The organism is Pirellulales bacterium, from assembly GCA_036267355.1.
GTDB lineage: Bacteria > Planctomycetota > Planctomycetia > Pirellulales > DATAWG01 > DATAWG01.
The window spans coordinates 1-7342 of record DATAWG010000051.1; the positions used below are offsets into that span (position 1 = coordinate 1).

Below are 7342 nucleotides of genomic sequence, written 5' to 3' on the forward strand. Positions count from 1 at the left end.
CTGTCGAACGTCCTCCAGTCCCGCGGAGAGGATACGTGTCTTGCTGCCATTCATCGGCTGTCACTCCAGAAGGTCGTGTGCGGACAGCCCACGGTAGCACACGCCTCAAAACGGTTCATACACGCTTGCCGGAAGGACACGATGCACTCCGTCGGTCGCTTCTGGCATTACCGTTTCGGCACTTAGTCGGATTGCCCTAAGGCCGTCAGGCGACTCGATCGCGCTATGTAAGCGGCGAGGCTCAGTGGTTGAACAAGAACTCGCGTGAATTCAGCACGGCCCAAAAAACGTCTTCCAGGCCGGCTTGCGGGTTCTCGGCTTGGGCGACGATCGCGGATAGTTTCTGCGATTCATCGGGCGTCGGCTTGCGCGCGAGGCAGCGGACGTAGATCGCCTCGATCACCGATCGGGCAGGCAGTTTTTGGTCGAGCATGCGCTTGACGATGCCCCCTTGCGAAATTTTGCTCTGCACCGTCGGGCCGTTGAGCAAGTGGAGGGCTTGCGAGAGCGTCGGCTCGGTCTTGGCCTCGGCGGCGCACACCGTGTCGCGCGGGGCTCGGCCAAACGTGGTCAGAAAATAGTCGCTCGTGCGGCCGTCGGCGATTTGCACGGCCCGGCTCCCCAGCGGCAATCCTTGAAACTTGTCTTTCGTTTCGGTGACTTCCGAAATGCAATCCAGCAGCGTTTCGGCGGGAATACGGCGAACGATGGCGTGGGCAAAATTCGCCTCGTCGTGTTCGTTCGAGGCGTTGCGCTGCGACGAGCGCTGATAGGTCTGCGAATTGCAAATATCGCGCACGAGATGCTTGAAATCGTACTTGTATTCGATCAGCTTCTTCCCCAGCGCTTGGAACAATTCGGGATTGCTCGCCGGATTGCTCACGCGGATATCGTCGACCGGCTCGATAATTCCGCGGCCGAAGAAGTGCGACCAAACCCGGTTCGCGATGCTCGTGGAGAAATACGGATTCTCGGGCGAGGTGAGCCATTCGGCCATGACCGTGCGGCGATCTTTGCCGGCCACGTCGGCCACCGGGCCGCCCAAAAATTTCGGCGGCATCACTTTTCCGGTCACCGGATGCGACACTTCCCCGCCGCCGCTATTGAAGATCACCGTTTCGCGATAATCTTCGGCTTGCTTGCGACCGATCTGCGAGAAAAAGGCCGCAAAACTGTAGTAGTCGTTCATCGTCCAGCGATCGAACGGATGGTTGTGGCATTGGCAGCATTGGGTGCGGATGCCCATGAATTGCTGGGCCACGTTTTCGGCCACCTTGAGCGTGTCGCGCTCGGTCTGATAATAGTTCGTCGCGGGGTTGCGGAACGTTCCGCCGTTGGCGGAAAGCAGCTCGCGCACCATTTCATCCAGCGGCACATTGCCAGCGATCTTGTCGGTAAGCCAAGTGTAGTACAACAACATGGCTTTGTAGCTCACGTCGTTGTTCGATTTGATCATGAGCAACTCGGCCCACTTCATGGCCCAGATTTCGGAGAATTCTTTTCTCTGCAGCAGACGATCGACCAGCTTGGCCCGCTTGTCGGCCGAGGGATCGGATACGAACGCTTCGTATTCGGCCGCTGTCGGCAGAAGCCCCGTGATATCGATCGAAGCGCGGCGCAAGAACTCCTCGTCGCTGCAAATCCCGCTCGGCTCGACGCGAATCTTGTTGAGCTTCGTCAAGACGAGTTGATCGATGTAGCTGCCCGCGATCGGAGCGGGAGTGAATTTCAAATCTTTCGGCAGCACGAGCACCTGGCTGCCGACGGTGTGCGTGCCGAAGCGGGCCATGACAAACGCTTCGCCGCGATTGGCGGCCGTCACGAGACCTTGAGGATTGATCGGCGCGGAGTTGTCGTTGTTGGTGAGAAACACGGCCAGGTTCGTCACGTCGCGCTGCGTGCCGTCGGCATACGTCGCGCGCACGATGAATTGCTGCGTTGCTCCGGCCCCTTCGAGCACGGCGGCGGGAGGAAATAGCTCGACCTTTACGCACGCGGCGGGCTCGACCGGATCTTTCGGCGCCCCGGCTTCGAGCCAACGCAGCACCGTCTGATAGTATTCGCTGGCCTCGTCGAACCGCTTGCCGCCGGTGTGCGGAACGTGCCCGACCGATTTCTCCAACAGCAGGCTATCGCGTGGCAGCGCGAGGTTGATGCGGCGAAAGCCGATCTCACGCGTCAGTCGCGTGTAGTCGCCGTCGGGATCGAAGCCGAAAAGCGAAATCCGAAAACCGTCTTTGCCGCGGGCCGCCCCGTGGCAGCTCCCCGTGTTGCAGCCCGTGCGGGTAAATACCGGCATCACGTCGAGCTTGAAGCTGATCGGCCGATCGGCCGCGGCATTCTTTACATCAACCGGCACGGCCACGTCTTGCCCGAGATACTTGAGTTGCAGCGTCGTCTGGCCGTCGGCAACTGGGTAGAGAGTTGCGCCCTCGATTCGGGCCAGTTTCGAGTTCGCCAGCGTCGCAGCGGTTTGCTTTGTAACCTCGAGCGTTACTCCATCGCGCCTCGTCGCAACGACGATGAATTGCTGCCGCGCGAGTTTCGTGTTCAACTGAATCGCCGGCGGATAAACCGCTAGCGACGTGATCGAAGCATCGTTGCTCGCGGCCGCGGGGCGCGTGGATTCGACCGTCAGCGCCGGCAACAGCGCCACGGGCGGCCCGGCAACCGCCGCGCTCCACACCAGCGATCCCGCGACCGCCCCGACGATCACCAACGCCGCGGCTGGTCGAATTCGTTTCGCGTTCACAGTGGTTTCGCTCCTGAACCGTTGGCTTCGCAAGATTTCACCCGACACTTTGGCTTCGGCCGAAAAACCCCTCACCCTGCCGTCTCCCGCAAGAGAAGAGAGTTCTGCGGAGAAGTTATTTTGACCGATCCCTAACTCAGTCCTCGAATTGCCTATTTGCCGCTCTGTTGTTGGCGCTCGAGCCGCAATTGCTCGAGCCGGCTGAGCGGCTTTTTCTCCGGCGGCTTGGCGCTGGCCGCGGGCGATGGCTGCGCTGCGGGCTTTGGGGCCGCCGCCGTCGGTTTGGGTGGCAGTGGTTCGTCGATTCGCAGCTCGCCGCTCCCCAGAGTGTGCGTAATCGGTTCGCCGGCCTGCACGATCGTCACACGGCAAACCAACGAAGGATATTTTCCAGGCCGGGCATCCGGCGCCGTCTTCACTTTGAACGATATCGAGGTCGAAGTTTTCGTGATCTTGGCCGGCAAGCTTGTCGCGCCGGCGGGAAGGCCGAGCAATTCCACGGTGGCCTCGCCGTCGAAGTCCTTCTTCTTTTCGACAGTCACGACGTAGTCGACTTCTTTGCCCTTCTCCACGGCGGCTCGCGGAAAGCCGAGATTCACGAATTGATCGGCGATTTCCAAATCGGCGAGTTGCGAAGCCGCCTCGACCGCCGCGCCGGCAAACGGAGAGCGGCCAATGGCCACGATTTTCCACTTGCGGATCGGGGCGCCGCCGTTGGCGGTGAGCGGAATCACCGCTTCGCTTTGCTTTTCGGGAATACTCACCGAGGCGGAGGACGAAACGCCGGGCGGATTGTACAGCAGCGATAGCGAAATCGGCGCCGCGAACCCGGCCGCCCGCGTCGCCACGATCTTAAGATTCATCGAACCGTTCTTCACCAGCGGCACTTTCGGCTGCACGATGTCGATCTTGAAAGGCAGTTCGTTCGAAACCGCGATCGCCATGCGGTCGGCCGTGTGTCCCCAAACCTCTTGATTGTTTTGACCACGCACCAGCATCGTCCGCTGGCTCAAATGCCCCTCGATCTTGAGCTTTGGGTCCGCGGGCCGCGCAGATAGATCGGCCAAAACGCTGGTGGTCGGGATGTCGGCGGCGGTAAACAGCACCGGCAGTTCGTTCCGATCGCCCGTGAACGGCTCGTTGTCGAACGTCAAACCCGAGGGGAGGCCGGCGAACGCCAATTGCAAATCGCCGCCGAAATTGGTCCGCTCCGCCGCGACCATGATCGCCATGCGATTTTTCTTCGGCACGACCAACGTTTGCGAAACATATTGCTGCCGCTCCGGCAATCGCATCGTCAGCGCCGGCGAGGGGACCGTGATCTCGACGCGGTAGACGAAATCGGGGCCGCCGCCGCGAAGCTGGTCGGTCACGGCGATCAGATAATCGTCGTCCTCGGGCGCATTGAACCGGAGATAACTGTCGGGACCGAAACTATCGTCGTTGCTGGCCACCGCCTGGCCATTGCTCGCCCGCAGAATCGTCAGCACCGAATCCAATGGCGACCGCAGGATTTCGCGGGCATACACGCGCACATCGAACGCTTGGCCTTTCTTGGCGTGGAACTTGAAAAAATCGGTCTCGCCCGGCTTCTCGATGATTCCGTTGGCGACGCCCGGCGCGGGGCACGGCGTGGCATGGGCCGGATCGCTGCTCGGCTCCAGTTTCACTACGCCCGGCAGATCGACCACGCGGACCCTGTTTGGCGAGGGAGCGATGCCGCGCTCATCTTGGGCGAAAAGCTCCGCAGCCGTGCCCGCCGCGGGAACGGTAATGGCCGGGAGCGTGATGGTTTGCTTGCGCGGACCGGCCGCATCGCCGAGCCATGTAATGATGAGCGTTTCGCCGGGCCGCCCGCCGCCGGGATAAACGACCGTCGGACGGGGATACGTGCCGACGTGCAGCCGGTAAATGCAATCGTTGTTGCCACCGAACGAAGTCTCGCGCACCTGGATCACGTATTTACCGTCTTCCGGAGCGATGATCGAGCATTCGCTATCTTGCCGGAGCAACGGCGAATCGTCGCAACGGGCCAATTCGAATCGCTTCGAATCGAGAATCGCGACATACGGATCGAAGAACGTGACGCCCAATCGCAGGCCCTCGATTTCGGCCGTAACGCGATCGCCCTTCTTCGCCTCGACGGCGTAGTAGTTGACCTCTTCGTTCAGCACGACGCCGTTGACCGTGCAATTCAGCGGCACGCTCTGAGGATGCTCGAATTCGTTGTTCGGCTTGATTTGAGCAACCTCCGGCAGCGCGCCGATGCTGAATGTGCGCAGATTGCTCAACCCCGTCGCCGTCCGCAATCGCAGAGCATGAATGCCCAAGCGGCAATCGGGCGCGATTTTGAGCTTGGCCTTGAAGGAACTGTCGTTGATCGGAGTCAGAGCCGAGACTTCGACGCCCGGCGAATAGAGCAGCAACTGTTGTGCATCGCCCAATCGATTGCCGCGAAACGTCGTTTCGATTTCCGTGCCGCGCTGAAAGCCGTAGGGCGACATTCCCGCAAACTGCGGCTCGGCCGCTTGCGCCATCAACGACGCGGCCAACCATGCGCCCAAGCTGATTGCTACGGCTACGGCCTTGAACGATTGCGGCCAACGATGGATCATCGTCACCTCCGTCGCACGCATTCGACCCGCGCCTTTCTGGAAGCCGATCAGGCAAGCAACCGATTGATCAACTTGCCGCCGTAGACGATCGCCGCGGGCCGGTTGCCCGGCGTCATCAGCTTTTTCTCCGGCTTGATGCCGAGGCAGTGATACATCGTGTAGGCGAGATCGGGCGGTTCGACGGGATCTTCGTCGGGCTCCGAAGCGGTGGCGTTCGACGAGCCATAGATCTCGCCCCCCTTGATGCCGCCGCCGGCGAGCACCACGCTAAACACCTTCGGCCAATGGTCGCGCCCCGCGTTGTTGTTGATCTTGGGCGAGCGACCGAATTCGCTCGACACCATCACCATCGTCTCTTTCAACAGGCCCGTGCGGTCGAGGTCGCGAATCAGGGCCGAGAGCGCCTGATCGAAGGCCGGCATCTGGCCGCGCATGCCGGCCGTGATATTGCTGTGCATATCCCAGCCGCCGTAGGTAAGCGTCGCCATCCGCACGCCCGCGGCGACCAATCGGCGGGCCATGAGCATGCGCTGGCCGGCTTCGTTGCGGCCGTATTCATCACGGATCGCAGCCGGTTCGGCATCGATATTGAACGCCTCGCGGGCTTTCGGCGAACTGATCAAGCTATAGGCTCGATCGTAAAAAGTGTTCATCGCTGCAACGCGATCCGATTTGTCGGTGTTGGCAAAATGCGCATTCACCGCGTCGAGCGCCGAGCGACGCCGGGCGAATCGGCCTTCATTCACGCCGTCGGCAAGATTCAGATCGCGCACCCGGAATCCGCCCGCCGCTGGATCGGCTCCCAAGCTGAACGGGGCAAACGACGCGCTCAAATATCCCGGCCCGGCAAATTCGTTCGGCTCGTTCGGAATGCACACATAGGGCGGCAAATTGTTGCGCGGGCCAAACTCGTGGCTGACGATGCTGCCCAAGCTCGGATATTTCAGGGCCGGGCTCGGGCGGTAGCCGGTGAACATGTTGTGCGTGCCGCGTTCGTGGGCGGCCTCGTTGTGCGTCATGGAGCGGATCACGGCGATCTTGTCGTTGAGCTGCGCGAGCTTCGGCAGTGTTTCGCAAAAAATGTCGCCCGTTTTCGTCTTCACGACCCCTAGTTCACCGCGATATTCGATCGGCGAAAAAGGTTTCGGATCGAACGACTCCTGGTGCGCGATTCCGCCCGGCAAGTAGATATGAATGACGCTTTTCGCTCGCGGCGCGACCCCATCGGCCGCGGCCTGCTCACCGCGCGCCTCGAGAGCCAAAAGATCGGCCAGCGTCAGCCCGATACCCCCCACGGCGCCAACGGTCAAAAAACCACGACGGCTCAACGGATTACCAAGGCATTTCATGGATCGACTCCCTATGCAAAATGGGAAGGATAGTCGTTAGCTGCGCGGTCGACAAAACCGGACGTCGCGATTTACGGTTCGACCGACTGAGCGGTGGGGATATTGCAGTCGGTCTATTCGGCGGGCAACTCTCGGATCCGCAACCCCAAACCAAACCGTGGCCTGAACTCGCGAATTCCGAAAGCTCGATAAGTCTATCCGAGCGCCAAGCCCCTGTAAAGTATTTCCTGGGCACCCGAAATCGACCAATCGATCCATAACACGCAGCGCGAACCACCAATCGCGGCCGTAAGGCCGCACCCAACGTAGCAGGCACACTCCGTGTGCCGTCTGCCCCGCTCTGTGCCCAACCCGCCGCGGAGCGCAGACGGCACACGGAGTGTGCCTGCTACGTTGACGCCTTCGGCCTCGACAAAGCCACATCTAAGACGGCTTTATGCGAATGGCAACCCAGTGCGAGGACGCTAAGGGAGGCTTTGAGACTGCGAAGCTTTGAGGCACGAATCGCCGGCGATCGCATTGTAGCCCGAAGCGTTAGCGAGGGACGCACGCCGCCGAACGTTCCATTTATGTGCGAGCTCAAGCGGCGCTCGCACTGGCCGACTGCGCTGGCCAGTGGCACACCG

Annotated in this window: 3 protein-coding genes; all 3 read right to left on the reverse strand. The window is 61.0% G+C overall.

Features of this window, described 5'->3' with window-relative positions:
• Positions 1-241 precede the first annotated feature (241 nt).
• The 3 genes from VHX65_08425 to VHX65_08435 all read right to left on the reverse strand — a co-directional run bounded on the left by VHX65_08425 (position 242) and on the right by VHX65_08435 (position 6716).
• The gene (locus VHX65_08425; protein ID HEX3998558.1) at positions 242-2638 is read right to left on the reverse strand and encodes a DUF1549 and DUF1553 domain-containing protein; all 2397 of its coding nucleotides are present in this window, start codon (positions 2636-2638) and stop codon (positions 242-244) included.
• 266 nt (positions 2639-2904) lie between these two features.
• Positions 2905-5367 (reverse strand): PPC domain-containing protein, encoded by a 2463-nt coding sequence (locus VHX65_08430; protein HEX3998559.1) that lies wholly within the window; start codon positions 5365-5367, stop codon positions 2905-2907.
• 47 nt (positions 5368-5414) lie between these two features.
• Positions 5415-6716 carry a DUF1501 domain-containing protein gene (locus tag VHX65_08435; protein HEX3998560.1) on the reverse strand — a complete coding sequence of 434 codons (1302 nt, stop codon included), beginning with the start codon at positions 6714-6716 and terminating at the stop codon, positions 5415-5417.
• Positions 6717-7342: the final 626 nt, after the last annotated feature.